The 25,576-nt window shown below is 46.4% G+C and carries 28 protein-coding genes; 21 read left to right on the top strand and 7 right to left on the bottom strand.

Translation table 11 applies throughout. The features are described from left to right. Positions 1 to 38 precede the first annotated feature (38 nt). Positions 39 to 500, top strand: a complete 462-nt coding sequence (gene fliL, locus Q8L79_RS05170; protein ID WP_305268577.1) for a flagellar basal body-associated protein FliL — start codon at positions 39 to 41, stop codon at positions 498 to 500. 38 nt (positions 501 to 538) lie between these two features. On the opposite strand, the gene Q8L79_RS05165 is transcribed toward fliL, so the two are convergent. Then, a complete protein-coding gene (locus Q8L79_RS05165) occupies positions 539 to 946 on the bottom strand; it encodes an HIT domain-containing protein (RefSeq protein WP_305268575.1) in 408 nt (135 codons plus the stop codon). Between the two features lie 312 nt (positions 947 to 1,258). Between Q8L79_RS05165 and Q8L79_RS05160 the strand changes: the two genes are divergently transcribed. From Q8L79_RS05160 to Q8L79_RS05075, 18 genes are all read left to right on the top strand, one after another. Further along, positions 1,259 to 2,503 carry a site-specific integrase gene (locus tag Q8L79_RS05160; protein WP_305268573.1) on the top strand — a complete coding sequence of 415 codons (1,245 nt, stop codon included), beginning with the start codon at positions 1,259 to 1,261 and terminating at the stop codon, positions 2,501 to 2,503. 100 nt (positions 2,504 to 2,603) lie between these two features. Beyond that, positions 2,604 to 3,647, top strand: a complete 1,044-nt coding sequence (locus tag Q8L79_RS05155; protein WP_305268572.1) for a hypothetical protein — start codon at positions 2,604 to 2,606, stop codon at positions 3,645 to 3,647. 147 nt (positions 3,648 to 3,794) lie between these two features. Further along, positions 3,795 to 4,064: an AlpA family transcriptional regulator gene (locus tag Q8L79_RS05150; protein WP_305268571.1), complete on the top strand. Its 270-nt coding sequence runs from the start codon at positions 3,795 to 3,797 to the stop codon at positions 4,062 to 4,064. Then, the gene (locus Q8L79_RS05145; protein ID WP_305268570.1) at positions 4,061 to 4,399 is read left to right on the top strand and encodes a hypothetical protein; all 339 of its coding nucleotides are present in this window, start codon (positions 4,061 to 4,063) and stop codon (positions 4,397 to 4,399) included. The genes Q8L79_RS05150 and Q8L79_RS05145 overlap by 4 nt, the downstream gene beginning before the upstream one ends. Further along, positions 4,389 to 4,808 (top strand): helix-turn-helix domain-containing protein, encoded by a 420-nt coding sequence (locus Q8L79_RS05140; protein WP_305268568.1) that lies wholly within the window; start codon positions 4,389 to 4,391, stop codon positions 4,806 to 4,808. The genes Q8L79_RS05145 and Q8L79_RS05140 overlap by 11 nt, the downstream gene beginning before the upstream one ends. Positions 4,809 to 5,000: 192 nt before the next feature. Next, positions 5,001 to 5,735, top strand: coding sequence for a hypothetical protein (locus Q8L79_RS05135; RefSeq protein ID WP_305268566.1), 735 nt, complete (start codon positions 5,001 to 5,003; stop codon positions 5,733 to 5,735). A 2-nt stretch (positions 5,736 to 5,737) separates the two neighbouring features. Next, a complete protein-coding gene (locus Q8L79_RS05130; protein ID WP_305268564.1) occupies positions 5,738 to 5,965 on the top strand; it encodes a hypothetical protein in 228 nt (75 codons plus the stop codon). A gap of 89 nt (positions 5,966 to 6,054) precedes the next feature. Then, positions 6,055 to 6,609 carry a hypothetical protein gene (locus tag Q8L79_RS05125; protein WP_305268563.1) on the top strand — a complete coding sequence of 185 codons (555 nt, stop codon included), beginning with the start codon at positions 6,055 to 6,057 and terminating at the stop codon, positions 6,607 to 6,609. Then, on the top strand, positions 6,606 to 7,238 hold the full coding sequence (locus tag Q8L79_RS05120) for a helix-turn-helix domain-containing protein (RefSeq protein ID WP_305268562.1): 633 nt from the start codon (positions 6,606 to 6,608) through the stop codon (positions 7,236 to 7,238). The genes Q8L79_RS05125 and Q8L79_RS05120 overlap by 4 nt, the downstream gene beginning before the upstream one ends. A gap of 63 nt (positions 7,239 to 7,301) precedes the next feature. Further along, positions 7,302 to 7,814, top strand: coding sequence for a helix-turn-helix transcriptional regulator (locus Q8L79_RS05115; protein ID WP_305268560.1), 513 nt, complete (start codon positions 7,302 to 7,304; stop codon positions 7,812 to 7,814). A gap of 12 nt (positions 7,815 to 7,826) precedes the next feature. Beyond that, positions 7,827 to 8,183: a hypothetical protein gene (locus Q8L79_RS05110; protein ID WP_305268558.1), complete on the top strand. Its 357-nt coding sequence runs from the start codon at positions 7,827 to 7,829 to the stop codon at positions 8,181 to 8,183. A 79-nt stretch (positions 8,184 to 8,262) separates the two neighbouring features. Continuing rightward, entirely contained in the window at positions 8,263 to 8,652 is a 390-nt protein-coding gene (locus Q8L79_RS05105) for a hypothetical protein (RefSeq protein ID WP_305268556.1), read from the top strand. Between the two features lie 29 nt (positions 8,653 to 8,681). After that, positions 8,682 to 10,970: a hypothetical protein gene (locus tag Q8L79_RS05100; RefSeq protein WP_305268554.1), complete on the top strand. Its 2,289-nt coding sequence runs from the start codon at positions 8,682 to 8,684 to the stop codon at positions 10,968 to 10,970. Between the two features lie 1,301 nt (positions 10,971 to 12,271). Continuing rightward, positions 12,272 to 12,433, top strand: a complete 162-nt coding sequence (locus Q8L79_RS05095) for a hypothetical protein (RefSeq protein ID WP_305268553.1) — start codon at positions 12,272 to 12,274, stop codon at positions 12,431 to 12,433. Positions 12,434 to 12,554: 121 nt separating this feature from the next. Further along, complete coding sequence (locus Q8L79_RS05090) at positions 12,555 to 13,124, top strand: hypothetical protein (RefSeq protein ID WP_305268552.1); 570 nt, start codon at positions 12,555 to 12,557, stop codon at positions 13,122 to 13,124. 2 nt (positions 13,125 to 13,126) lie between these two features. Then, the gene (locus Q8L79_RS05085) at positions 13,127 to 13,447 is read left to right on the top strand and encodes a hypothetical protein (RefSeq protein ID WP_305268551.1); all 321 of its coding nucleotides are present in this window, start codon (positions 13,127 to 13,129) and stop codon (positions 13,445 to 13,447) included. After that, positions 13,444 to 13,599: a hypothetical protein gene (locus tag Q8L79_RS05080; RefSeq protein ID WP_305268550.1), complete on the top strand. Its 156-nt coding sequence runs from the start codon at positions 13,444 to 13,446 to the stop codon at positions 13,597 to 13,599. Before Q8L79_RS05085 ends, Q8L79_RS05080 begins: the two co-directional genes overlap by 4 nt. Before the next feature lie 934 nt (positions 13,600 to 14,533). Next, positions 14,534 to 15,595, top strand: a complete 1,062-nt coding sequence (locus Q8L79_RS05075; protein WP_305268549.1) for a hypothetical protein — start codon at positions 14,534 to 14,536, stop codon at positions 15,593 to 15,595. Positions 15,596 to 15,897: 302 nt separating this feature from the next. On the opposite strand, the gene Q8L79_RS05070 is transcribed toward Q8L79_RS05075, so the two are convergent. From Q8L79_RS05070 to Q8L79_RS05055, 4 genes are all read right to left on the bottom strand, one after another. After that, complete coding sequence (locus Q8L79_RS05070) at positions 15,898 to 17,643, bottom strand: SulP family inorganic anion transporter (RefSeq protein WP_305268548.1); 1,746 nt, start codon at positions 17,641 to 17,643, stop codon at positions 15,898 to 15,900. 91 nt (positions 17,644 to 17,734) lie between these two features. Next, positions 17,735 to 18,988: an FAD/NAD(P)-binding oxidoreductase gene (locus Q8L79_RS05065; protein ID WP_305268546.1), complete on the bottom strand. Its 1,254-nt coding sequence runs from the start codon at positions 18,986 to 18,988 to the stop codon at positions 17,735 to 17,737. 98 nt (positions 18,989 to 19,086) lie between these two features. After that, on the bottom strand, positions 19,087 to 19,437 hold the full coding sequence (locus tag Q8L79_RS05060) for a CZB domain-containing protein (RefSeq protein ID WP_305268545.1): 351 nt from the start codon (positions 19,435 to 19,437) through the stop codon (positions 19,087 to 19,089). 70 nt (positions 19,438 to 19,507) lie between these two features. Continuing rightward, on the bottom strand, positions 19,508 to 20,602 hold the full coding sequence (locus Q8L79_RS05055; protein ID WP_305268544.1) for a rhodanese-like domain-containing protein: 1,095 nt from the start codon (positions 20,600 to 20,602) through the stop codon (positions 19,508 to 19,510). Positions 20,603 to 20,796: 194 nt separating this feature from the next. Between Q8L79_RS05055 and Q8L79_RS05050 the strand changes: the two genes are divergently transcribed. Next, on the top strand, positions 20,797 to 22,191 hold the full coding sequence (locus Q8L79_RS05050) for a sigma-54-dependent Fis family transcriptional regulator (RefSeq protein ID WP_305268542.1): 1,395 nt from the start codon (positions 20,797 to 20,799) through the stop codon (positions 22,189 to 22,191). Positions 22,192 to 22,268: 77 nt separating this feature from the next. After that, the gene (locus Q8L79_RS05045; protein WP_305268541.1) at positions 22,269 to 22,853 is read left to right on the top strand and encodes a Uma2 family endonuclease; all 585 of its coding nucleotides are present in this window, start codon (positions 22,269 to 22,271) and stop codon (positions 22,851 to 22,853) included. 299 nt (positions 22,854 to 23,152) lie between these two features. Here the strand turns inward: Q8L79_RS05045 and Q8L79_RS05040 are convergent, their stop codons facing one another. Further along, entirely contained in the window at positions 23,153 to 23,998 is an 846-nt protein-coding gene (locus tag Q8L79_RS05040; protein WP_305268540.1) for a sulfurtransferase, read from the bottom strand. A 4-nt stretch (positions 23,999 to 24,002) separates the two neighbouring features. After that, positions 24,003 to 24,986, bottom strand: a complete 984-nt coding sequence (locus tag Q8L79_RS05035; protein WP_305268539.1) for an NAD(P)H-quinone oxidoreductase — start codon at positions 24,984 to 24,986, stop codon at positions 24,003 to 24,005. Positions 24,987 to 25,576: the final 590 nt, after the last annotated feature.

The raw sequence follows: 25,576 nt of genomic DNA, 5'->3' as shown, positions 1-25,576 counted from the left end.
ATACTAGACCATTATTTTCCAGTTACACGGAGTCTGTTATGCGTTTATTAATTGTAGTATTAAGTCTTTTGTTTATGTCTGTTGCTGTTGCAAATGAAGGGGCAAAAGAATCGGAAGCGGAAGCCGGTGCAAAATACATGGAAATGACTCCCAAGTTTACCGTTAATTTGGCGGAACCAAAAAAGTTTTTGCTGATTAATGTTCAACTATTGGTTGAAGGCGCCGGCACTATTGCGGCGGTAAAAAAGCACATGCCTGCATTAAGGCACGAATTAATCATGTTATACAGCGGTAGGCCGTCTGAAGGATTGCAAACCATGGAACAGCGCGAAGCATTGCGTCAGGAAACCACTGCTGTTATTCGTAAGACACTGGAAAAGATGGAGGAAGGTGACAAAGGACACGGCGCGCCCGCTGAGAAAGAGGATTCCGAAGAGGGCGAGGCTAAACATACCGAAGGTTTTAAAGAGGCCTATTTTACCGAGTTTTTGGTTGATTAAGATTTTTAAGGCATAAGGCGAAAGGTCTTGTGCCTGTTTTACATTCCCAACTGAGCTTTAACGCGAGTTAAGGTGTCTGCAATTTGCCGGTCTGTGTAAGGCTCAGCAGTGAACTTCCCCCAGACCGGCGCAGGCCAGGCTTTATCGGTCTGATAGCGGACTATGTGGTGGATATGCAGTTGCGGGACCATATTGCCTATTGCGGCAATATTCATTTTGTCAGCTTTATAAAGCGCTGCCAGATTTTCGGCAAGATAGCTGGATTCTTCGGTCAGCAATTCACGCTCGGCTCTGCTCAATTGATAAATTTCCTGCAAGCCCGTCCGTTCCGGAACCAGTATAAACCAGGGATACTGGCTGTCATTCATCATTAATAAACGACATAACTCAAAACGGCCGATAGTTATGCAATCCTGATCCAAGCGTGGATGTAGCTGAAATGCCATGACACTATTTATCCTCAGAAACTGAAAGCAAGACTTGAAAATGGTTGAATAATCAGTTTAACTTAATATTCTGACTGAGAATATAAAATATTGTTTCAGTCGCTCCCAATCAAACCGCTGTCCCCTACGAAGCCCGCGTATTTAGAGGGTTTCTTGTTTCTAGCTGTTGCAAGCAATCCCATATAAGCGCACAATAAATATGTACCAAGGCGTGTACCAAATTCTCTTGGTACTCATTTGGTACGCAATAATCGCTATAAGCAGCATAACTAAAAGAGTGTAGCAAAATTCCTGGTACACATCGGAGATAAAATGGCTAAATTAACTGACATCCAAATTAAAGCCTGGATCAATAAAGGTGAACACTTTGAAGGTCGAGCTGATGGTGGCGGCCTTTATCTTTGCTACCGTAAAGAAATGGCTGCTCCGATGTGGCGATACCGTTATCGGTTGGCTGGCAAACAACGCCAAATGTTTATCGGTTCCTATAAGGATTTGTCGCTTTCCGACGCCCGGCGTAAGGCTAAAGAATTAAGCGCCCACGTGTCTTTGGGACATGATGTCGCAGGAGAGAAACAAATACGTAAAACCGCAGCTGTGGCCCATATTGAAGCTGAAAAGAACCGTATTACAGTGGCGATGTTAATTGAGCGCTATTACAAGGCGCGTGTTCTTCCCAGGCTTGAAAGGCCTAAACAGGCATTAGGACACCTAAACCGACTAAATGCAGCTCTGGGTAAAATGTTGGTTGAGGACGTGACCAGTAAACACATTAGCTCCATGTATCAAAAAGACCTTCTGCGTGGACATCCGGCCAGCACTAATAAACTGAGAGAGCACACACGCATGGCTTTTGGTTATGCGGTAGCACTAAACATCATTCCCCACAACCCAGCACAATGGCTAGATAGAAGCTATGCCGGAGGTGAACACAAACCACGCGAGCGTAACCTGGGGCGCGTGGAATTGGAGTCGCTTTTTAATGATATGGCAACAGCAAAAGGTTTTGGTAGAGACAACTATTTAACCGTTAAATTACTGTTAATTCTTTGTGTTAGAAAATGCGAGCTGATTAAGGCGTTGAAGTCTGAATTTGATCTTAATGGTGCCATATGGACGCTGGAAAAGCATAGAACAAAAACCGAGAAGGCCATTGATATTCCATTGCCGACGCAGGCGGTTGACGCTCTTAAGGAACTGTTTATCAGGTCGGCAGATAGCGATTGCCTGTTACCGGCGCGCAAGGCTCAGCACAATAGATTGAAGCATATCAGCGAGCCCACGCTTAATGTAGCGCTGCAAAAAATAACCAGCATCAATCATTTTACTGTCCAGGATCTACGGCGGACGGCAAAAACTAAATTACAAGAAATGGGGATTGATGAATTTATTAGTGAGCGTTGCCTAAATCACAAAATATCTGGAGTGGCTGGCACTTATGGCCGGCATGACTTTTTTGCTGAGCGGAAAAATGCTTTGCAACTTTGGGCAAATTATCTGGAGTCATGCGAAACGGGCAAAGATTGGAACGTAACCCCGCTAAGAAAAGCGGTATAACCCGAATTAACCGGATAGCCTTAGCGGGCAACAAGCAGGAGTCGTTACCCTACTTCCGGTTAACTTTTTATAACGATTGCACCTTAACGGAGTGTTTTTTTTGAATAAGCCCACGAGCTCCAAACTTTTTAATTTTAAAGCATACCTAACACTTCCAGAAGCGGCGGAGTGGCTTACCAACGCATATGGGGAAAATGTTGCAGAAGCCGACATTTTGCGAATGGCTTTAGGCCGGGAGATTAAATTGTCATTTTTTTTGATAAATGGGACTTGGGCCGCCCCGTGTAATATTGGCGAAGAAGGGAGCTTAATCCTGCAAGATAAGGAATGGGTATCAATAATTGGTTTATTGGATGTGCCTATGTTCCAAGGTAATTATTTTGAAGTTGAGAAAATGCTTTGGAATATGACAGGAAAGACATCGGCCAAGCGCCCGGGTTGTTATAAGGCTTTTCTTGAAGGAGATGACGGTATTATTTTCCAGCTTAAAGATTCATTTAATATTAGCGAGTATCAAGCCGGTTTTAGAGAGAAATTAAAAGAACAGCGGCGGCAAAATGCTATTAACAATACCAGCAAGGAAAACTCAGAATTACTGTTGAGTATGATAGAAGAGGAGCGGATAAGTGGGCTAAAAATACAGTCACAATATCAAGGCTCTACTCTGCCAAAAGATGGCGAATTTGTTATTCGCAGCAAGGTCTTAGATGAGCTTAAGCAGAGGTTCACTTCAATCGGGCTGGATGACGAAAGCTTTGTATTGCCCAACAACAAAGCCTTGCTTAATGCTACTGAAAGTAATCAGGCATTATCCCTTAATGAACTATCAGAATCTACGCCCAACCCGACAGCACGTAATGTCGACACACCCCCACAGCAGCTAAGGCTGAATGACCTTAGAGCATTTATGGATCACTTGACAGAGATAGCTAACACAAAAAATATTGACTTTGATCCGTTAGATTTACAACTTACTAAACTGCAACTTTTTAAAGAGCTACAGGACCGTTATCCCAGATTCAAAAGGATAAAAATTGACCAATTTGAAAGGGATTGGAAAGCCGCAAAAGACGACATGATTTGCGCTAACCAACATGCAATGAGTAAAAAAGGAGAAGTTTTTTTAAGGAATGTTTTTGGTTAAATTTCAATTACATGAAGATTATTTTGCCTACCTATAATACCTACCTTTACCCCCCCTTACCCACGTTACAAGCATAAAAACAAGCGCTAAAGTTTAGCCACAGTCCGTATCGATTCCGATACGGCGCACACCTTACGAGGAAGTAACGTGGCTATAACAAACAGTATTTTACCCGCCGCTATTGATTCATTAGTGCGACTCCCTATCGTTAAGCAGGCGACCGGGAAATCGAGAACAACAATTTACCGGGATATTGAGAAAGGCCTGATGACTCGCCCGGTGAAGATTGGCGGCGATAGATCAGCATGGCCTCAAAGTGAAATCGTGGCGATCAATCAAGCACGCGTAGCTGGTAAGTCCGACAACGAGATAAAGGCGCTTGTTGTCTCGCTGGAAGTAGCGCGGGTTGCGCAATGAACCCCCCAAAATTACCTGTCATTCAATCCTTGGGCGGAGCCGCCCTGGGCATGATGCTAAAGGGCGAAAAAATCAGCCATTTGGACTTTATGACCGACACTCGCAGCTACTGCTTGCGTCATCCAGTTTACAAATTGAGATGCGCTGGCTGGCCGATTTTGGATGAGGTCAGACCTGGCGGCATCGCTAAGTATTCGGGTCGCAGAACGCATTACAAAGTTTATTTTATTGATCCATCAAAACTGATTGTCTTGAGAAAAGAATTAGATGGAAGGTTATATAAATTTATCGCGGCGATTGATGAACTGGAGCGGAGGCTCAGAGATGAGCACTGATGCGACCCGTTGGGCATGGTTGCAAAGAGAGATAAAACCGACCGCAAAGCTTGTTTTACTCTCAATGTCTGACAGAGCGGGTGAGACCCATGAATGTTACCCAAGTATCAAAAGGCTTTGTGAAGACACTAACCTGGATCGAAAGACCGTTATTAGGTCGGTCAAGGCTTTGTGTGATTGTGGACTGATGACGGATACAGGGAAACGAAAGGGGCTTACTGGACAGGTGATTGTTTATCGATTAATCGGTGTCGTATCAAGAAGCCAAGCTGATGAATTGGAGGATGACAACGATACCAAAAGCGGAACGGTTCCCAAACCGGAACAGTTCCCTTTTTCCGATGAAACAGTACCGTTTTTCCCTCGAAAGAGTCCCAAAAACGGGACACGGAATCTATCAATAACCTAACAAGGAACCTTTCAAAGAACCTATCAATTAATAAAGCACCAAAAACGTCTGACATTGACTTGTTAAAAAAAGCCGGGGTCGATGAACAGCTGGCAGATGACTTCTTAAAAGCCAGAAAGGCAAAAAAAGCGCCACTTACCAAGACGGTGCTTGATGGAATCGAGAGGGAGGCTGAGGCAGCTGGAATATCTGTTGCTGAAGCAGTTCGTATTTGCGTCGAACGCAACTGGCAAGGGTTTAAGGCTGAATGGCTTACCAACTCAAAAACATCCTCAAGTAATCAACCCACAGGAATTAGCAGAGATGAATGGAATAGCACCGACTTCTGATCGGATTGAATCCGATCCTCTGGCAAAAACCATTGTCAGTATGATAAATGCGATGGAGGCCGACTACGGTCAAACGTTTATAAAACAATTCCGTGACGCGGAGGTTTTAAAAAACTACAAGCGGCGACTTTACCAAAAGCTTAAAGATTTGCCGATTGATGCGATTGTCAACGGCTACGAACTCTGTGCTGAGCGAAATACAAAATTCTGCCCTACCGTACCGGGAATAGTGGAAAGCGTCCTAGAGGCGGTTAAGCGCAATAAAAAACTAGCTGCTAACAAAGTTGAAGCCGAAAGCATTGCCGCATTGCCCGCACCAACAATAATCTGTGACCCACTTGCGCTTTTAGCCAAGGCTAAAGCAGCTTCAAGAACTGACAGCAAAGAAGACAAGACGGCGTGGATGGCGCGCAAAGCTGAAGCGCTTAGGAACAATGAAGCCGTGCTTATCCTGCATGGATACAACATCAAACGCCGATACGCTCAACCCGAGCACTTATGTGTAGTCAACGGCTGTCGCGATACAGGGACGCTGAGCAATGGAACCAAGGGTAGCGACAACTGGTTTTGTATCAACCATTTCAAAACAGCAAGCTAAAAATGAAAAACAAACCAGCAATGCCGGTAGACATCAGCACGGAAGAAAAGCTTAGAGATTATCTTCATGAATCAACCAAGAACATCATTGGGCTTATCGAAAGCGGTCATCTGAAATTCAAAAATAACAATGACCTGGAGCACTTCACACAATTTTTACTACTCGTGTCCGACCTTGCGTGCGAGGGCACCGTGAACTATCAACGCAATCCGGGCGAAGCCATTCACTAATTTTCAAAAAACGGAAAATCCCGAAAGATGGGCAAATAAATCAATTTAAAATCTATCTCACTTAGCAATTATCAAAAAAGGGCAAAATAATGGATCAAAAAATCAACATGGCAGATTTTAAAAACGCTAAACGCACCGTCGAAACTATCATGGGAGTTACCACCGCCATAAAAAAAATAGACCTTGCTGTCTTAGGCCAATGCCCGGTAAAGGCGCAAAAAGTAAATGACTTTATCGACTTTCTTGATGCCATCGTCAGTGAGGCCGAGGTGGTTGTCAGCCAAGCTAAAAACCAATTTGAGGCGCGTCCGGTTGACCTGGTAAACGCAGCGGTTTCAAGAGTCTGTGCAATCCCGCAGGACATCTTTCTAGATGAAAAAACGATTCAAAACCTAATTGAGCGTCATAAAATGCAAATTGAAGTGCTCGAAAAACAGGGCTTTGACGACAAACAAGCCAAAGCAATTTCCCCATATCCACAAGCCGAAATTGACGAACATACGGCCAATGTCGCCGCCCTGAAAGTCGAACTAAAAAATCTGGAAGAGTTCTTATCAGACCCGCTGTTATGTGACGAAAAGCTGCTTGATGGCGCAAAACTTGAGCCCTATCTTCAACATCAACAGCAAAACCACCAAGCATGATGACAGGCACTGAACAAACCCTGCTTGTTCAGCCGCAGAGCAAAGCTGAAATTGCAGTTTTAAAAACCGTTTCCGCGCGATTGAAAGAGGCGCGCGGCCTAGCCGGGATTCATGACTACCAAGTAGCCAATTGGCTCGGCGTTCCCGCTGCCGAGCTGACCGCCTTGGAGGATGGCATTTACACAATCCCCTTATCTACAATCAAAAAAGCGGCGGAAATATACGGCGTGTCTGTCGATTTTCTCTTCGGAGAGACCAACGACTGGGAGTTGTGCCAAGAAGTTCGCAGGGAAAGGGATTTTTCAGCCCATTTACAGAGTTTGCTCATAACAGAGCAAGCCAAAGTAGCAACAAAACTGGTTGAGCAAGATAGCCGGATAACCGCCTTGTCCGAGGCCGCCACTGTACTAGCACCGGCGATTAGAGCCGTTTATGACGCGCTTTTGCGCTTTTGGGAACTAAATCCCAGCTTCGACAGCATGCACGGCGGCGCTCCGGTAATTAAATGTCTTGATCTAGCCGACAAGGCAGCGCACGAGGCAGTTTGTCAGTTAATTCGACACGGTATTTTGCCGTTTGAAGTGCTGAGCAACTATCCATCTCAAGAACCAAAAAATCAAACAGTCTAAAGGTTAACCATGGCTACAACACCCGCACACACATCGGAACTAGTAAAAACATTCGGAGTGAGAATGCGCACGGCCCGCGAATTATGCGGCTTTAGTCAAATCGTAGCCGCAAAGCGGTTAGGCTATTCAAATTCATCAAAATTGAACAAAGTCGAATTGGCCAGCGATACCAATTCAATTCCATTTTGGCTCATCCCAAAAGCATCACAAGTCTATGAAGTCTCTTCTGACTATCTTCTTGGGCTCGCTGACAGTTGGGAATGTCTTCACGCCGAGGCGCTGCAAAGCCAAATCGAAAGAGCAATACAACAAAGCCAGTCAGTCCAAAATAACCCAATCCGGCAGCTATACGGCCATGTATCAAACATTGAAAACGCGGTATCAATCAACTTAAAACAAACCGTCGAATTTAAAGACTTGGTAACCCGGTTTCGCTGTCTAAACCCTGGCTTCGACAATGAGCTAAAACTAGGCGCAAAACTACTCAGAATGGCTAATGAAACCACCCAGGAAGCCAACAAAATTGCAAAGCAATTGGCCGAGTATCACAGCTCAATCAAGCAAATTATCAACTAAAAGGAGGCTCAGGTGACAGAACAAAAACGAGGCGGTAGACGGCAAGGCGCAGGCCGAAAAAAAGGAACCAAAAACAAGGTTACGGTTGATTTAAAAAATAAAGCAGCCGAGTACACCGAGGAGGCGATCCAGGTTTTTGTCGAGATTATGAGAGATTCAGAAGCGCCGGCGGCAACAAGGCTCCAAGCGGCTGATAAGATCCTCGATCGCGGATATGGTAGACCGGCAGTCCATATAGAAGCGCAGCATAGCGCCAAAATGGACCCAGAGCTAATGCAGAAACTTGAAACTGAATTCGTCGATAGAATGGCGAACGCGAGAGAGCGCCAGCGGCAAGTGTTGATCGAGCGCGGCTTGCTTGATGAATAAAATCAAAACCAGCCACAGCCTACGCCCAGCTTGATAAGCACAGCTTTTTTCGGTTTGAATAAATAGAAAACTATATCAAATGACATCTAAAACAAGCAATTCAAAGCGCGGCGGCAAGCGGTTGGGGGCCGGGCGCAAAAAGAACGTTCCCAATAAGCTGACGTTTAAGTTAAAGCAAGTCGCAGCCGAGTACGGTGAAGAGGCTCTTAATGTCCTTACCACGCTAATCAGAAACGAAGAAACGCCGCCTAATATCGTATTAGGAGCCTGCAAAGAAATTCTGGACCGGGGCTTCGGAAGGTCGGCAATAACGATTGATCCGCAAGAAATCAACCTGAATGTATTTCCGGCAAAAGAAGTGCTGGATGGTATTTATGAAAAAGCTCTTGAAGAAGCCGCCAAACGCGACCAAATGTTAATCGGTAGGCGCGAAAGGCTTGGCATTTTAATCGAGCATGACCCTTTTTAATCAATTAACAAAATATTAAAGGTAAAACAATGGCACTTCAATCCGATTCACAAGGTTTTTTAACCGGCAACCCGGTAGATTTAAGTAGAGCCGTTGATCAGCTCAAGCAGATAAGAATAGATGTTCGAGACATTAAACGCTCGCTGCTCGGAGCGGTTGCGAATGTTCGCGATAACAATCATTCAAGAAGCTCCAGCGGCGGCAGTAATGCGCGCAATAGGGGTTCGTCGGCAAGCGGACAAAGCAGTGCCGACAATAGCGGCGTGGCAACTCCAAATAGGCCAAGAAGTAGCAGTACATCCAGTAGTGTATTTCCGCCGGAAAGCCCAGGGGGAACCGTCATCCCAAACGGGAGAGGTCGCGATGCTTCAGGCAGATTTTCCGGTAACAGGAGTTCAGGTAATCAAGCATCAAGTCCAACAGATACGCCTGATGAAGACCCAGAAGATAAAAAGAAAAAGAAAGACCAGAGTAGTTTTCTAAGTAACGTTGCAAACAGTATTACCACAGCGGTAAAAGAGTCTACCAATGGCGTCGAAGAGGCCGATCCTACTATAAAGGCGTTCCAGGAAGTCGCTGAACCCATGCGCCGTGGTTACGAAATATTTACCGGCGGCGGTGGCGACAAAAAAGAGCGCTGGTACAAGAAAATATTCAAGGAGCTGAATCTTTTTAGAAAAGATGAATCCGTATTCAACCGGGCGGCTAATAGGAGCCTGCATAATATAGAAGACAACCCAGGCGGTGGTGGCGATGGTGATCAAAGCTTTCTTGGCGGGTTGTTAGGCAGTATTTCACCATGGATTATGGCGGCTATTACCGGACTGGGTGGCGCACTTCTTACCGGTATAGGCTCTGTTCTTGGTATTATTTTTTCGCCTATCGGCTTGGCTATTGGCGCGGCTTCAGCGATTGCCTGGGGCTTATTTACGGAGAGTGGACAGAAGTTCTTTGGTGAGGTCGGGGCTAAGCTTATTGCCGGATGGGATGTTGTCGTTACCGCATTTGCACCGATAACGGAATCAATCGGTAAGGGCTGGGATACTGTAAAAGGTGGTTTCGATAGCCTAATTAACGGCATGGTGTCGTCTTGGGATGCTTTTACAGGGTTCCTTAAAGACAAGTTCGGTATCGATATTCCGGCTATCTTAAAACCCGTTGTTGACGCAGGCGAAAAAGCGGTAGAGGCCACAAAAGAAACCGTTAATGCCGGTGCCGATATAGCGAAAAACACCGCCAACGAGGCGGTTGATGCAGTACAGAAAAGTTCACCGAAAACCACCGAGGCGCTGGGCAATGCCTGGGATAAGATAAAAGAGGGCGCTAGCAATATATCCAGACGCGCTAAATTTAACGAAGTCGAGGCGGCGCTAAATTTCCAAGGCGGAGATCAAATCACCGGGCTTAGCGATGTTCAAACAAGAGCATTAGCCGCGAATACGTCAAAAACAGAGAGCGGCGGTAAAATAGACGCAGATAATAAACAAGGTTATTTCGGCCAATATCAGTTTGGAGCCGAAGCTCTGGTAGAAAGTGGATTGGTAAAGCAAGACAAGCTGGAAGAAGCCAAAAAAGCATCCGGTAAAGATTGGTACAAAAAACGCAATTCACGCGGAGAAATTGGAGGGCATGAGGCGTTTTTACGTGATAAATCTAACTGGAATACCGAAGGCGGATTAGATTCCTTTTTGCAAGATAAAGGGGCGCAAGATAAGGCGTTCGTCAAATACACCAATAAAAATGTTGCTGGCGGAATTAGGAGTGGAGCTATTTCTAATAGCGATTCTGCTGAAAAGATAGCCGGATATTCTAAAGCTGCGCATTTGAAAGGCGTGGGCGGCGCGAATAAGTTGTTTAAAAACGGCATTGAAAGCACAGATGGTAACGGAACATCGACGGCGACATACGCAAAACAAGCAGCTACCGCTATGACAGAAACGGTTGACGCGATCAACGCAAAATTAGCAAAAGATGAGCATCTTGCCGAAACTCCAGCCCCCGCCGTAGCCTCAACGTCCGACGATCCAACTCAAGGCGGTCGATACAATGCCATAAACGCAAACTATATGCCGCTATATCATCAACTGGCAGCGGGTCCGGTAAACACCCAAGTACAAACGGCTTCGACATCAATGCCAAAAGTGCCGACATTTGCACCGCCGCCGCCCATTGCTGAAGCGCCGCCGATAATACAGCCGCTGGGTAGTGATTTAAACAGAAGTATTTCCGTAAACATGCCAGCTCCCGATGTAGGGCAGGATGTCAGGGATCGGGGTATAGCTCATATCGTGACAGGGGGCATGTCGGGAAGGGGGTAAGTATTTTGATGGTTGAGTTTTCAGCCATCACCTAAAAGGTAAATGTGGGTGCAGCCCATGTTTAAAATAAGGCCGCAAACCGTATTTAAAAAAACATAATAAAATCAATCGATGTCGGGATTTCCGACATTTTAAAAACAAGACGGCAATGCCAACGGCGGTGTCTGGATTTGGTTGCTTTGGCGGAAGTCCGAGACATCTACCCCCGATTCCGGTAATCAGACATCCTTTGTGGCGCTACCCTCAAATGAAGCCGGTGAGGGTCGCCCAAGCGGGGCACTGGAGCAAAGCAACTGGGCGATCAAAGTTCAAGCATTAACAACTAATATTTATTTGCTCAAGGTACTGGTTTTATTCAACTCGACATGTTGTCTATATAGAGCTTCACCGAGGTTCGTCAAGATGAATAAGAGAATACAAAGTGGTGGTAAAAGCGTATCACAATTAAACCACCAATCAATGCGAAAAATATAAGTCATTGAAATATTTGGGTACGTCAAATCAGCGTACCCCAGCAAAATCAAGCTGTCCTATCAACAAGTAGAGGTAACAACGGATGTAACCCCCTCCATTCTTCAAGAACAGACGTTAAACCTTCTGCAAATTTGCAGAAGGTTAACAGGAAAGACGTAGCAAACATGCTATTCCTTTGATTTTATTGAACTCGACATTATGACGATGCATATGCCTATTGCCTACGATTCTCAATTTAACAGGCTGAATGATTGCTGTTATACTGTTAAAGCCCCGTAAACGGTCGTCCAGATTCTTCGTCAACTTCGTTTGATGATAGGTCAGCGAGTAGCCCTGCTGGGTTTTCGTTTTTTCTTTCTGACCTGAGTTTCTGAATTACAAGTATGTGGTCCCTGAGATGTCAGGCAGCAACCTGGCTAACCGGGGTTTGTTATTTACAGAATCAAGAATTGAATTTTTCGGTTCTATAGGGGGATCGATCTCAGGCTCTTGACCTGAAACAACCGTTTCCCCTTTTCTTTTTACCACCGTTCGTCACAATGACGCGCCCTATTCGGTCAATTTGCAAGTCTTTGATTTACATGCCCTAGATTCAATCGATGGCATGTAAATCAAAGACTTGAATTAGCCATGACTCATTTAGAACTTACTGGTAACCATTAGCTGAGATTCGCGTTTTGGCAGCAAATATCCTTGAGCATTTTGTCCAGACTCAGTTTTTAAAGGTGCGGAAAATTTCGCAGCTTCAGCGCCAAGAACTTTAACGACTTTTTTATGAAGTCGGCATGAGCTAATTCAGCCGATCCATAATCACCAGGATGCTATGCATGCCATCACAAGAAGAAAAAGAACAACTCCAGCACATACTCACCGAGCAAAACAAAATCCTTGCTGGCGCGCCGTCATTTGCCGCTAAACGGGCCGCACAGAAAGCCAAGCTGGAGGCTATGAGAAAGTTGGGTATGATTGTCGCCAAACAAGAAGAATAATTTTTAGTTGCTCATCTTCTAATTGCAGAGTTATACTTTCGGCGCACTCACACATTGAGTGCCGATATTGGCGTATCGGAAATACAACAGCGCACATAGCCGCTTAATGCGGTTTTTTATTGTGCAAAATTCAGCGCTTCTTTATGTCGGGCTGGGTGGAGCAGTCGCAAGACTGGCCGGTTCTGTTGTTCCGGAACGCCAACTTCGTCCAGTCCGGCACCCGCTCAAAATCATGGTGTCGGCTTATAAAAACTATAATCGAGATAATATCATGGACACTCAAGCAAAAACCGAAAGCAATGCCAATCACATCAATTTTAAACACAGCGAAAATGGCGGGATTGACTTCAACGGTAACTCCGTTTTTTCAAATGTATTGATGCTGGGCGCGTTAGCTCACACCAGAGAATACGATAAAAAAACTTTCCATAAGAAATACCAAACTGATATAACCGGCTTAGAAATCCTTCGCTCAAGAACACATGAAACAATAACTGTGATAGCTGATAGTGTCGTGGCCTTGGGTGAAATAATGGCCTATGCGGATCTGGAGAATGTCGGCAAGAGCAGTTTAGTAACATTGGGGTGGCTTATTAGTGGTTTGGCGGAGCTGCAAAATCAGTTGATATTCGAGAATTACGAAGTCACTGACGCCTTGAATAATCGCGAAGCACTTTATGGAAAGGTGTAATCATGATGGCTAATTCAACAGATAAAACCGACGAACAAACTTCAGTCACTAATAGCGCCGCTGTAGATTTTTCTCACCGTCTGGCCGATCCAAATTTAAGCAATAGCATAAGTTTAGTGAATAACATTGGCTTAATGACCGAGAGAGCCAATGGAGTTTTGCAACTACTATCCTGGCATTTTCAGAGACATAATGCTGACAGGCCTTCTGATACCACTTTCTGTATAGCTATTGATACGATAATGCAGGAGTTAGATGACATAAAAGCCACAGTCAGTGCCTATTGCGACGCCGACATAGCCAAAGAGCGGGGGCAATCATGAGCTCTGCCGAGCAAGCTATCGATACCCAGTCAAAGGAGGAAAGCCTTGGCGCGTTTAAAACCGCATTCATTAAACCAAAAGGCACTAAAAAAGGCACTATACACGAAAAGCCTATCGTTCTAATTTTTATACAGGTAACTGATATTAAATAATAAACATAGGTTTTGTCGGGATTCTGACCTGATGATTGGTAGTCGTCAGGTCAGTGATTCGAGCCCTGTTACTTTGGAAATTGACGAACTTGCCGAACATTGGGATCAATGCCGGTACCGCCTTTATACGAATAGAATGAGATAGACGGGATTCCATCTATTGATTCCTCAGATTTGAGGAATTCAATAAAATCAATAGATTGCTCAAATCTGAGAAATGCAGGGGTTGATTCGGTTTCGACCCTTCTGGAAGTCAAGACATAAAGACACAGCTTTTTATCGGTCTTTACGGACTAAAAGATGATTCATATTTGAATGATAATAAAATTCAAGGCGTTACTGTCTTTATGGTTTAAAAGATGGTGAGTATGACCACCATAAGGAAATTCAATGGCTTGAGCTTGCCGATCCTGTGCTTTTGGCCTAATCCATGTTCCTATTCAGGTTGTTGAGTGACGATTTTATAAAGGTAAACGCTGACTACCTTTATAAAACTCCTCGCGGAAGGTTCGGGGGAACTTGGGCGCACTGGCAAATAGAAACAATCAAAATCAGTTATCCGGAAATTCCGGATAACTAAAAATAAACAGTCAGAACCGGTAACTTTCGGGTTATCGGCTTTTATTGCTTAGTAAGAAAAGCGGCTGGAGACAATACGAGGATAGACACTATTGAGATTAATTGAAGGGGTGACACAGCTCGCCCTTCATTCCGCCGTTAATTAGCATATCAAAACCAAGGCCGGGTAATACCGGCTTTTTTGTACCTATTTTCCCAAGCAATCCCGTGGTGTATCATGTCAGCTCATTAAAAACGAGTACCAAGGTGTGTACCAAATTCTCTAGTATCACTTAACACATTAATATAAAACAAAAGCTTATAGTAATACTCAACATTCTGACTGAGAATATAACAATAATAGGAGGATAGCTTTATGTCTGCCCAAACCATTTCAGATCAAGTCGTTTCAAATCAAAATGTTCTTAATGATAACCCGCTGACTGTTTCGTTCAGGTTGTTGTTGGGGCTGTATGCAATCATTCCTTTGTGTTTATTGTTGCAATTGTTTGACAGTTGGTTCTGGCAGGGGTTTTTGCAGCAGAATTTACCGAGCAGTCCGAAGCAGTTTTTATTGTTTCAAATTATCTTTGGAACGCCGCATATCGTCGCCAGTTCCATCTTGTTGGTGAGCAATACCGAATATCTGAAATTTTATAAGATGAAAATCATTTTGATGACGGTTGCCATTACTACGGTTTTCGGCGTGGGTAGCTTGTTTATTCCCTATAAAGTGCTTTACGTGACGGTGGCGGCCTGGACCGTATACCACGTACTCAAACAGCAATTAGGCGTAGGGCGCGGTCTGTATCGTCTGCCCGATTGGGTTTTTTATTTGTTATTGTGGCTGAGTGTGACGGCGGGCCTTTTCGTTTATGTCGGCATATTTCTAAAAAACAGCCTGGATGCGCAGCAGTTGGAATGGATCAAGCTGAGTGCGGGAGTCTTATGTGCGGGGCTGGTTTGCAGTGCGCTGTTATGCGAACGTTATGTGACCACGCAATCGGCCAGATATTTTTTGTGGTCCAATGTTTTATTGGTACTAAGCACTTTTTATCTTTTTGTTCAGCAGTATTATTTCCTGGCAATTTTGCTGCCAAGACTGGTGCATGATGCGACGGCCTATATTTTCTATGTGGCGCATGATTACAACAAGCACCACCGGCAACCGCAGAATTTCATGTATCGCTATGCGGCGCGTTGTCATGTACCCATTTTTATCGTGTTGCCCCTATGTTCCTTTACGTTGGCGTTTGCGTTGCAGTTTTACGGGGATAATGCCGTTAATGCGGTAACCGAGTTCTTTTTCGGTGTGGAGATTCGTAAAGCGATTACCCTGGGTTTGCTGGGTTATCTGGCGTTAATGCATTACTACACCGAGGCATTTACCTGGAAGCAGGGCTCGCCCTATCGGCGCTTTATTGCGTTTTCGAAATAGCGGTTGAATGGTCACGGATTGATTTAAAACACAACACCACGAACGACTGCAAGGATGCAGGAGGTAGAGCAACGCATGGAGCAGTTGCCGAGACACGAAGAACACGAAGTTTTACTCATTGCATTTCAAAATTCGGCATCTTTATTCCTTCTACTATTGGCTGCCTACATGAATGTAGGTAGCAGGACAATACAGCAGCTATTGCCGGGAGATTAAGATGAGGAGTTTTGCAGTGCAAACACGATACCTTATACCTTGTTTTTCTTCGTGTCCTTCGTGTCTTCGTGGTGAATTAATCAATCTTAAGGTGCAGCGTCAGCATCGCCCAGCTCCCTAACCGCATCTTCGGTATGGAAAAATGCCTTGCCGGGTTGCAGTTGCCTGAGGAAGTCGGTTTTTTCAAGCTTATCGAGTACCGGGCCTTTCGCTTCCGAGATATGCAAGGTCATTTTTGAGGATTGCAAAGTATGGTTCAGGCTTTCCAGGACCTCCAGCGCTGTGGTGTCTATGTCGCTGATTGAGGTGAAAATAAGCACAATATGCTTAAGGTCCGGTTGCCGCCTTAGCTCGGCGTTGATGAATTCCTCGATATAATTGATATTGGCAAAGGTGATGCTTTCATCGACACGCAGTAACAGCAGGTGAGGCCAGGTTTCTACGCTATGACGTTTGATATTGCGGTAATGCTCAGTGCCGGGTATGCGCCCGACCACGGCAATATGCGGCTGGCTGGTTTTACGCAAGTGGCTGATCAGGGTGAGAATAATACCCAAGGTGATGCCTTCCTCAATGCCATAGACTAAAACGCCCAGCAAGGTAGCGGTTTCGGCAATGCCGTCGCCGCGATCGTAACGCCAGGTGTGGGTAATATCGCTCAGTTTCACCAAAGGAATAATGGCGACCAGAATAATGGCAGCCAGCGCCGCTTTGGGGATGTTTTCAAATAACGGGCTAAAGAAAATGACCGCCAAGGCAAGCATAGCGGCGGCGATCAACATGGCCATTTGCGTACGCGCACCGGCGGAAAAATTCACCATAGTACGGCTAAATCCACCTGCTACCGGCATTCCTCCGGAAATGGCGGCGGCCAGATTGGCGACGCCCAGCGCAATTAATTCCTGATTAGGGAAGATTTTTTCGTTTCTGAAATTGGCGGTGACCTTGGCAATGGCTACGCTTTCCACATAGGCAATCAATGCGATAAAGCCGGAATAGGGCAGTAATGTGTACCATTTTTCAATAGGTGAGAAGTCAATGTTTAATGCCGGGAAACCGGATGGAACTTTGCCTACAACAGCCACATTCTGTTGACCTGTCAGATCAAGGTAACTGACGGCCAGAGTTGCCAGCATAATGGTCAATAAGGGTCCGCATTTGCTGATTGCGGTGATTAGGTAAGGCTGCATGCTTGTGTTTTTAAGCATAAAAACCAGTGGCTTGCCGAAAAATACCAGTAAGGCAATTGCGACGAGGCCGATTAATAGGGTGACCGGCACTGCGCCTGAAAAATAATGGCTGTAGCAGATAACATCAACGCCGCATGACGGTGTTTTTAAGCCGAGCAACTGCGGTAATTGGCTGCCGATAATTAACAGCGCGGCGCCGCTGGTAAAGCCGGTGAGCACCGGATGGCTGATAAAATTCACCAGTCCGCCCATGCGTAACAGCGCCATCAGCAACATAATGATCCCGCTTTCCGCCGACAGAATCAGTGCGCTTTGGATGGGGTTGCCTAACACGCTGACTTCCGGCGTGGACAAAGCGCTGGCAATCATAATGGCGGCAATCGAAACCGGCCCCACAGACAAGGTGCGACTGGTGCCGAACAGCGCATACAGCACCGGTGGCAGGATGCTGGCATAGAGCCCGAGTTGCGGGGGCAAACCGGCCAGGATCGCATAGGCAATACCTTGCGGAACCAACAAAATAGCGGTAATGGTACCGGCGAACAAGTCGCTGTTAAATTCCTGGCGGGTGTAGGATTTTAGCCAGCCTACAATCGGAAATAACTGTATTAGTCGTGAGTTATTGGATTTTGAATGGGGCATAGAAGGATAAAGGGCGAAAGACAAAGGGCAAAGGGCGAAAAGTGTAAAGCGGTTTTTTTAGTCTTTCGCCTTGCGCCTTTCGCCTAATAATTTATTCTTCGTTCAAAAACTTTTTAGCGTAGCATTCCAGATGAGGAATATCGATGCGATAGCCCTTGATCATCAAATGCCAGTACAGCCACGGAAAGCCGGTGGTTTTACCCCACCACCAGATAGCACGGCTTTTTCTTGGGTCGAGTAAAGGGAAAGACGGCGTTACCTTGCCGTCATAGGCAAACTCAGCCAGCATCACTTTACTCAGTGAGGTAGTTAACGGGCAGGAGCCGTAACCGTCATAGCCGCCCTGAAGATCCTTACTGTTTTTCAGGTTAAGAATGTTATCAACCACAACCGGAACCTGCTTGCGCACCGCTGCGGCTGTTTTGGCATTGGGTGTAGACCCGGCGTCGCCCAGGCCGAAGATATTGCCGTATTTATTATGTTGCAGAGTGTTGGGGTTGACATCAACCCAACCGGCAGCATTCGCCAGAGGGCTTTTTTTAATGAAATCCGGCGCGCTTTGCGGCGGCGTGACATGAATCATATCGAATGCTTTGGTAATGCGTTGCTTGTTGCCGTCGCTGTCGGTGACTTCAAAGGTGGCGATTTTGGCCGGGCCGTCAATGGCAATCAGATTATGGTTGAAAGAGGTTTTGATACCGTAATCGGCAACGACTTTGCTTAATGCTTTAGCGAAAAACGGCACGCCGAACAGGGCAGGGCCGGCATTTAAAAATTCAATAGTGAATTTGTCCAGCGTGCCTCTTTTACGGAAACGATCAGCCGCCAGATACATGATTTTTTGCGGCGCGCCGGCGCATTTGATCGGCATCGGCGGCTGGGTGAACAGCGCCGTGCCTTCCTTAATGTTTTGGATGCATTCCCAAGTGTATTCCACGGTCTCCGCGGAGTAATTGCTGCATACATTGTTTTTGTTCAGTGTTTCTTTCAAGCCTTTAATCTTGTCCCAATCCAGTTGCAGGCCGGGGCAGACCACCAGGTAGTCGTAACTGATAGTATCGCCGGAACGTAAACTGACGCTGTTGTCATCCGGTTCAAAGGTTTCTGCGTAATCCTTGATCCAGGTGACGGTCGGGTGGATCAAGTCGGCTTCATTACGCATGGTTTGTTTCATGGTATAAGCGCCGCCGCCGATAATGGTGAAGCCCGGCTGGTAATAATGGACTTCGGACGGTTCAACGATGGCAATATCAATATCAGAGTTTTGACGGCGCATGTTGTTGGCAACGGAAACGCCGGCGGCGCCTCCCCCTATGATTAGCAAGGTATGGTGTTGATTTGACATAAATTCCTCTCAGGCATGTAGTTAGTGGGAAATTTTGGTACACGACAAAAAAGTGTAAAGCAACATAATTTCTTTGTCATGTATCCATTTTCACTTTATTAGGCAGCTTCTTTTTTTAGACGCATGAGCGCAATTCCGACTTCACTGGATATGGTGGAGAAAGCCGAGCTGCCAACCAGCATTGCCTCCGCTTCGGTATATTTTTTTGCGTTAATTGCGGATGCGACTTTACCCGCTTCAACGTGAAATGCAGCATGTCTGCTTAATGTTATCGCATAGCTTCCTAAGCCGCCGCATTGACTTTTACCTTCTCCGTGCAGCCACTTGCCGAGCTCGCAACAATTATCCTTGCCAATGGTCGCGGCATCCATCTGTTCTTGCTTGGTTATGGCAGTACGGAATTTTACTTTCCATTCCATATGTTTTTGAATTGCACTGTCTAAATTCATTGTTTTTCTCTTTGTAAGGCGTTGTCAGCCGGATGCGTATGAGTGCAAACCCGGTGCTTTGATGTCTGAATCAGGACGTTTGGCTTTTTTTCCACGCTTCAAACCCACCAGCCATAGACAGCACGTTAGTGTAACCCAGTTGCTGTAGGGTCTGCGCCGCCAATGCCGAGCGATTCCCCAGACGGCAGTAGATGAGTACCGTTTTCGACTTGTCGGCCAGTTCAGGCATGTTACTGATTTTGAACTCCAGCATACCGCGCGGTACCAATAGGGCTCCGTCAACATGTCCAGCGGCGTATTCGCTTTCTTCGCGGGTGTCGATTAGCACGATATTGCCTTCCGCAAGCAGTTGTTTCGATTTGGCGACATCGATTTCAATAATGTGCTGCTTGGCCTCGGCGACCATATCTTCGGTTTTTGTTGTGGCGCGGATCGGCAGCGTTGCGTCTCTGAGCGCTACGGCATCCTGGCGCTCATTCTCATCCAAACCGCAATAACGGTTGGCGGGTACGGCTTCATCAATCAATCGGGGCTTGGGTAGGTTCAGGTTGCTCATGATCTCGATAAACTGTTCGCGGGTTTTGCCTGCCAAACGCGGATTGGTCGTGCGTTCTTGCATGATGCTACTGACCCAGCGCTGTTGATAGTCGTGGCCCGGATAGACCAGCGTTTCATCCGGCAGGGTAAACAAGCGTTGGGTAATACAGTCATAAAGCGCACCGGCATCGCCGCCTTGGAAATCGGTGCGTCCGCAACCGCCTATTAATAAAGAGTCGCCGGTAAACAAACGGTCGCGCCATAAAAAAGAAATACTGCCGCGCGTATGCCCCGGTGTAGCAATGACTTTGATTTGTTCGTCGCCTGCAAATTTAAAAATATCGCCGTCCTGAATTTGAATGTCGGCCGACTCTGCGCCGCACAGGCCGCTGACTGCAGTTTGCGCGCCCAAGCGTTGGCGCAATAGGCCGCTTGCGGTGATATGGTCGGCATGAACATGGGTTTCCAGGGAATATTTCAGTTGCAGGTCGTGTGCTGCCAGCAGCTCAATATACTCGTCGATATGGGTATTGACCGGATCAATCAGGATGGCGTCCTTGCTGATCGGATCAGCAATCAAGTAAGTGTAAGTCCAGGTTTCCTGATCGAATAATTGTTTGAATAGCATGATGTGTCTCCGGTTGGGTTATGGGGTATATCTGGTTAGAGCAAGAGCCGTGCCAAAAAGATTAAGGCAAAGGCTAAAGGCTAAAGGCTAAAGGCGCATAGCTGAATTGCGGACCTTTAGCCCTTTGCCTTGCGCCTTTCGCCTGTTTCATATATTGTTTCATTGAAACACATATTCGATTCAGTGAGACATTAATGAAACAAACGAAACAGATTTCCGCATCTTTGTCAGGCTGGCTGGCGCACCAGTCGTTGCAGCCGTTGTTCTTAAAACTGCTTGATCTTTGCGATATTACAGGCCTGTATATTGTTGACCGGGATCAACTGATTATTCACTGGAGCCAAGGTGCGGCGCAGTTATCGGGATTGAAAATCGAGAATGTCACAGGTAAGCCTTGTTTGCAAGAATACGCGATTACCGAGAGCGGCGACCATCAAAAACAACTCATAAAATCATTGAAAACAGATCAACAAAAAATTAAGTTAGAAAAAATTACTCAGGTTTTGTATGACCGGGATGGCGTTTTCGCCGGCGGTTTGGGGCTACTGCTTCCTGTTTCGGAACAGTCGGACAATACGATTTTTCCGAAAGTCTCAAGCGAAGCTTTTGCTCCTACTCTTGATCTTCGCCTACGTCCTGTAGACGAAGCGGGAAAACTGGGTTTTCAAGGCTTGCTAAGCCGCTCACCGGCCATGCAGGCGGTATTTCAGATTATTCAAAATGCCGCAGAAACGGAAGCCACGGTATTGGTAAGAGGCGAGAGCGGTTCAGGGAAGGAGTTGGTTGCCAAGGCCATTCACGATCTGAGTGCCCGTCGCAACGCGCCTTTCTTGGCGATCAATTGCGCGGCTTTGTCCAGTAGTTTGCTGGACAGCGAGTTATTCGGCCATGTGCGTGGCGCGTTTACCGGAGCGGTCAAGGATCATAGCGGTCTGTTTCAACGCGCGCACGGCGGGACCCTGTTTCTGGATGAAGTGGCTGAGTTGCCGCTTGAATTGCAGGCCAAGCTGCTTCGTGTCATACAGGAAAGAAACTATATTCCGGTCGGCGGCGACCGTTCGATTGATGTCGATGTGCGTATCGTCGCCGCAACCCATCGTTCATTGCGGGAAGAAGTCAAAATGGGGCGGTTCCGAGAAGACCTGATGTACCGGCTCAGGGTTGTGCCCATTTTTATTCCGCCGTTACGGGAACGCCGGGAAGATATAAGTTTACTGATCTGGCATTTTATCCAACAGCATAATGCCGCCAATTTCAGGAAAATCGAAAAGATCGATCCGCAGGCCATGCGCGCTTTGCTGGACTATGCATGGCCGGGCAATATCCGGGAACTGCATAATGTGGTGGAATATGCTTTTGCGGTAGGCAGGGGGACGACCTTACGTTGCTCTGAATTGCCGCCTGAGTTTAGGGAGTCGCGTACCGTTGGGCTGCAAGCTGTGCAAAATTCGCCGCTGTCGGCGGACGAGGAATCCGCTGCAATCCGTCAGGCGCTGGAGCAGAGTAATGGCAGGGTTACCCTAGCCGCCCGTTCGCTGGGTATGAGCAGGGCAACGTTCTGGCGTAAGCGCAAGATTTATGGGGTTTAAATAGTCTTCACGCCGCTGTTAAAACGCTATGATGTTCTTAATATTTAGTAAGCTATTTCCTTTTAACGAGGTGATTCATGTCTTCCGTACTTACATCTGGTCATTTTTCCGCCGAAGAATATTTAACGCTGGAGCGTAGCGCTTCCTATAAAAGCGAATTCCACGACGGTCAAATTTATGCGATGACCGGCGCAAACCGGGAACATAATTTGGTAACCATTAATATTGCAGGAGAATTAAGCATACAACTCAAAAAACGCCCCTGCGAGGCCTATGTCAACGACATGCGCGTCAAGGCAGCCGAAGCGCGCAGCTACCATTATCCGGATATTGTTGTTGCCTGCGGTACGCCTCAATTTGAGGACGCACATGTAGATACCTTGCTCAATCCTACATTGTTGATTGAAGTGCTGTCGCCTTCTACTGAAGCTTATGACCGAGGGGGCAAGTTCGCCCATTACCGTAAAATCCCTACATTGCGCGAATACCTGCTGGTTGCCCAAGACCAGCCAAGTATCGAACGTTACCTGCGGCAAGGCGACGTTTGGATATTAACGGAGGCCGTGGGGCTTGAAGCTAGCGTGCCGCTGGAAAGCATAGACTGCGTTCTTGGCTTGCGCGAGGTTTACGATAAGGTTTTAGATGATTGGAAAGTAGAATAGAGTATTTGATGTGCTGCCCGTGGCTCTTGGCACAGTACGCGTTGGCTGCATTATTCTCATGCATAGGTTACCGCCTTAAGTTAACCGGTTCGGGATAAGAAAAGAAGCTGGCTTTTTGAATCTAAAAGGCTTATTTACAAAACAATTCGCCCAAAAATGGCTGCCGGGAATAACCTTGGCAGGGTCTTATTGAGATGTAGTGGAGCCCATTACTATGTTCAAAAAAATGTGTCCTAAAGTGTTGGCGGCTTTTAGCAACCTATTGCCGCTTGTTTAATTTCCCTGATCCCAAACTAAAGTTAGTTTTTAGCAACCGTCCGGTTTTTATTCCTGATCCACTCGCTCCATGATCCCGCATAAAGCTTGGAACCGGATAATCCCGCATATTCCATCGCCAGCAAGTTATGGCAAGCGGTGACCCCGGAACCGCAATAATGAACGACTTGTTCGGGCGCGTTAGAGCCGATTAGCTGTTTAAATTGTTCGCGCAATTGTTCCGCCGATAAAAACAAGCCATTGCTGTCCAGGTTTAATTGGAAAGCCCGGTTTAATGCATAGGGAATATGACCTGCAACCGGATCGATAGGTTCTTGTTCGCCGCGATAGCGTTCAGGTGTTCTGGCGTCGATCAGGCAAATTGATTTTTTGGACAGACTGTTTTGCACCTGTAAGGCAGTCAGCCATGCCGCTTCGTTCAGGTACGGCCTGAATGTGACGGGTTTAACAGTAGGCAAAGTTGTGGTGATCGGCAGGCCTTGTTTTTGCCATTGCTTGATACCGCCATCCAATACCGCAATTTTGTCGTGGCCCATGCAGCGCAATAGCCACCAGAGGCGGCCTGCGAAAGCGCCGCCTGCATCGTCATAAGCAACAACCTGACTGGTATTGGTTATGCCCCAGTCGCCCAGTTTTTTTGCCAATACGGCAAAGTTCGGCAAAGGATGGCGGCCGGTAAAGTCGGTGATCGCCGAGGACAAGTCTTTGTCCAGATGGGCGTAGCGGGCATTGGGGATGTGCCCATGCCGGTAGGCTTGGGCACCGGCTTCGGTATCCGCTAATGAAAAGCGGCAGTCGACGATGATCCAGTCGGGATTGTTAAGTTGTTGGTGGAGCGCGTCTGTGGAAATGAGTGTCGTGTAAGTCATATTGCTATACCGTTAAGATGATTTTGCCGATGTGTTGGCTGCTTTCCATGAGTTGATGGGCTAAGGCGGCGTCGATGAGCGCAAAAGTTGAGTGTATAACTGGTTTGATTTGTCCGGATGCTAATAAAGGCCAGACCTTTTCAATCAGTCTGCCCGCGATTGCGGCTTTGAAAGCATCGTCCCTGGCTCTTAATGTAGAGCCGGTCAGAGTGAGCCGTTTAAGCATGACAGGCAACAGGTTTATTTCGGCTTTCGGGCCGTTTTGGATGGCAATTTGCACCAGTCGGGCGTCGTCGGTCATGCATTTTAGATTACGCGGGAAATAGTCGCCGCCGATCATGTCCAGGATAACATCGACGCCTTTGTTGTCGGTAAATCGCATTGTTTCCTCAACAAAATCCTGCTCTTTGTAGTTGATAGCGCCATCGGCACCGAGTTGCAGGCAGAATTCGCATTTTTCGTTTGAGCCTGCCGTGACTATGACTTTGGCGTTGAAGGCTTTGGCCAGTTGTATCGCCGTCGTGCCTATGCCGCTGCTGCCGCCATGCACCAGTAGCGTTTCGCCGGGCTGCAAATGGGCGCGGTCGAAAACATTGCTCCAGACGGTGAAAAAAGTTTCCGGCAATGCGGCAGCTTCGTTAAAAGACAGATTTTCCTGTATGGGCAGACATAAGGCCGTTGAAGCAAGGCAATATTCGGCATAACCGCCGCCGGACACCAGTGCGCAGACCCTGTCGCCTTCATGTAACTGACTGATGTTGTCGCCCAACGCAACGATCGTTCCTGCAACTTCAAGTCCCGGAATGTCGGATGCGCCGGACGGAGCCGGATACAGGCCTTTGCGTTGCATCACATCGGGTCGATTGACACCGGCGGCAGCTACCTTAATTAACACCTGGTTAGCTGACGGCGTCGGTATGGCGCGCTGAACCGGTTTTAAAACACCGTTTTCAATTTCAATGGCAATCATCTGTTTAGGAAGCGGCATAGTCACAACATCGTCAATAATCCAAGTTGCGGTTATTATATGCCCCAGTTATTGAGATGCTAACTTAAATAATGGAACACGGATGGCACGGATTAGAAGGGTTTAAACGGATTTCTCAAAAGCCGAAGCCAAGTTTGTTATACCGAATATACTCAAAAGCGGGTTTATCATTGAGTAGGGCATGGATGTTGAAGTGTTTACGACTTATCGCTGAATTTAGTCATTCATATCTGCAATCAATGCGCATGGTTCAGAATTTAACTTTCTGCTGATGGATTGCATGTTTGCTTGAAAAATTATAACTAGAATTTTAATGTTTGAATGTAAACCAATGGAATTGCTTTACAGCTATTTTATTGAAATCCAAAAATAGCAGATACAAATTTAGAGGGAAGTTTGCGGGGTGGGAATGTTAGAATGAGGCGAGCTTGGTTCAAATATCTCAATGGTCACTCGGCAATTACAGCATATATTCAGCATTACAATTTGAAACATGGAAAGTCTGCTCAAACCTTTTAATCCAAAAAATGCTTCATTTGGTCGCCGTGAAATTTTTGCGCTTCGCTATTTTTGGTTAACCGAGGGATTTG

Source organism: Methylobacter sp. (genome assembly GCF_030680395.1).
Taxonomy (GTDB): Bacteria; Pseudomonadota; Gammaproteobacteria; order Methylococcales; family Methylomonadaceae; genus Methylobacter_A.
This window is presented reverse-complemented; position numbering and strand designations above follow the sequence as displayed.